At 75.7% G+C, this 2205-nt stretch carries 2 protein-coding genes; one reads left to right on the top strand and one right to left on the bottom strand.

Annotation, left to right across the window (positions count from 1 at the left end):
- Positions 1-328 (bottom strand): hypothetical protein (locus ACTUAL_RS20160; RefSeq protein WP_440901342.1); only part of this gene is annotated, 328 nt, incomplete at its 3' end.
- Between the two features lie 480 nt (positions 329-808).
- Between ACTUAL_RS20160 and ACTUAL_RS20155 the strand changes: the two genes are divergently transcribed.
- On the top strand, positions 809-2008 hold the full coding sequence (locus tag ACTUAL_RS20155) for an MFS transporter (RefSeq protein WP_440901341.1): 1200 nt from the start codon (positions 809-811) through the stop codon (positions 2006-2008).
- The last annotated feature ends 197 nt before the right edge of the window (positions 2009-2205 follow it).

The raw sequence follows: 2205 nt of genomic DNA, 5'->3' as shown, positions 1-2205 counted from the left end.
CGTTCCAGTGCAGGCACTGGCCCAGGTCGACGCCCAGGTAGGCGTAGGCGGCGTGGGCGCGGGCGGCCGCGGGGTCGTCGTTCTCGACGCTGAGCAGGCCGGACCCCCCGGTGCCCGCCTTCGCCCTCGGGCCGGGGTTGTCCAGCAGGACCAGCGCGCGGGCGCGCACCCCGCCGAAGTCCGGGTCGGGGTACGGGACCGCGCCCGCGGGCAGGCCCTCGGCGGCGGCGATCCGGTCGGCGAGCGCCACCAGCGGGGCGACGTGCGGCTCGCCGAGGCGGGCGTGCTTGGCCGCGACGACGGCGGGATCGGCGTTGGCGCGTTCCACGGGTGCCTCCGGGGGGGTGCGGGGCGTCCAGTCACCCACACCGCGCGGTCCGGCACACCCGACTTCTGCGGTGCGCGGCGGCGGTTCCCGTGCCTCCCCCGGTGTCAGTCGTCGGCGGGCGCCACGAGCGCCACCGCCGCCCGCGTGGTCGTCGCGGAACCGCTCGTGGTCGCCCGCGTCGGGGGCGGTCAGGGCGAACCAGCCGACGTGGACCCACCGGTAGGCGTGGCCCAGGGAGTCGGGCCAGGTGAAGTGCCGGAAGTCGAGGAACTCGTCGTTCCGGTGTCCGAGCAGCTCGGGGCGCTCCGCGGGTGGGACGGGCGCCGCACCGGCTCGGGGGCAACGGCTTCCCGAACCCCGTGACAACCGACGTGCACAGGTGGGATGATCCTCACGGTTAAAATCGTTTCAACCACCAACGGACAACTGGTCGCCGGTCAGCGCCGACTCGGGCCCACTTCCCCTGGAGAACCCAGCCCCATGACGGTCACCGCGCCCGCGCAGACCACGCCCGCCCGAGGGTCCGGAGCCGCGATGACCGCGCTCGCCCTCGGCGGCTTCGGCATCGGCACCACCGAGTTCGCGACGATGGGCCTGCTCCCCCAGGTCGCCGAGACGTTCGCCATCTCCATCCCCGCCGCCGGGCACGCGATCACGCTGTACGCGCTGGGCGTGGTCGTGGGCGCCCCGCTGATCGCCGGGCTGGCCGCGCGGCTGCCGCGCAAGGGGCTGCTGATCGCGTTGACCGTGGCGCTGGCGGTCGGCAACGGGCTGTCCGCCGTCGCGTGGGACACCGGGTCGCTGCTGGCGGCCAGGTTCCTCGCCGGGCTGCCGCACGGGGCGTACTTCGGCATCTCCGCCGTCGTCGCCGCCGCGCTCGTGCCCGCGCACCGGCGCGGCACCGCCGTGGCGCGCGTGATGGTCGGGCTGACCGTGGCGAACCTGGTGGGCGTGCCCGCCGCGACGGCCGCCGGGCAGCAGATCGGGTGGCGCTCGGCCTACCTGGCGGTGGCGGCGATCGAGGTCGTGACGGCGCTCGCGCTGGCCCGCTCCCTGCCAGGGGTGGCCGCGCCGCGCGACGCGAGCGTGGCGGCGGAGCTGCGGGCGTTCCGGCGGCTGCCGGTGTGGCTGGCGCTGGCCACCGGCATGGTCGGGTTCGGCGGGATGTTCGCGGTGTACTCGTACATCTCGCCCATCACGACCGAGGTGACCGGGCTGGCCGAGTCCGCGGTGCCGTGGGTGCTGGCGGTGTTCGGCCTGGGCATGACGATCGGCGCGACGTTCTGCGGGCGCTTCATCGACCGGTCGGTGGCGGGCAGCGTGCTCGGGTCGATGGCGGTGATGGTGCTGGTGCTGGTGCTGTTCGGGCTGCTGGCGTCCTGGCCGGTGGCGGCGATCGCGCTGGTGTTCCTGATCGGGTTCGTCTCGCAGGTGCTGGCGTCCGCGCTCCAGGTGCGGCTGATGGACGCCTCGCCGGACGCGCCGTCGCTGGCGGCGTCGTCGAACCACTCGGCGCTGAACGTGGCCAACGGGGCCGGGGCGTGGCTGGGCGGTCTGGCGATCGCGGCCGGGTGGGGGCTGGTGTCCACCGCCTGGGTGGGGGTGGCGCTGAGCGTGGCCGGGCTGGCGGTGGTCGGGGTGTCGGCGCTGGTGGAGCGGCGGGCGCAGGCCTCGGCGTAGGGTTCTCCCCCGATCCGGGGAGTTCCGCGGTTCTTCGGAGGGGCGCGCGCCCGCGTGGTCCACCGTGGGCGGTCATGGGCGATCTGCGAACGGCGCCGCGGCTTCCCGGCGCGTTGGCCGCGCTGGCCACCTGGTCGGACTGGACGGCGTTCGACGCGCTGCCCGCCGCCGCTCCCCGGCGGCCGGGCGCGTACCTG

This window comes from Actinosynnema sp. (genome assembly GCF_052038725.1).
Note: the sequence above shows the minus strand (reverse complement) of the source record. Positions and strands in the feature narration are given on the sequence as shown.

What these genes read in the sequence shown, in the direction of transcription:
- ACTUAL_RS20155 (WP_440901341.1), top strand. Translation starts at nt 809, where the DNA reads ATGACGGTCACCGCGCCCGCGCAGACCACGCCCGCCCGAGGGTCCGGA.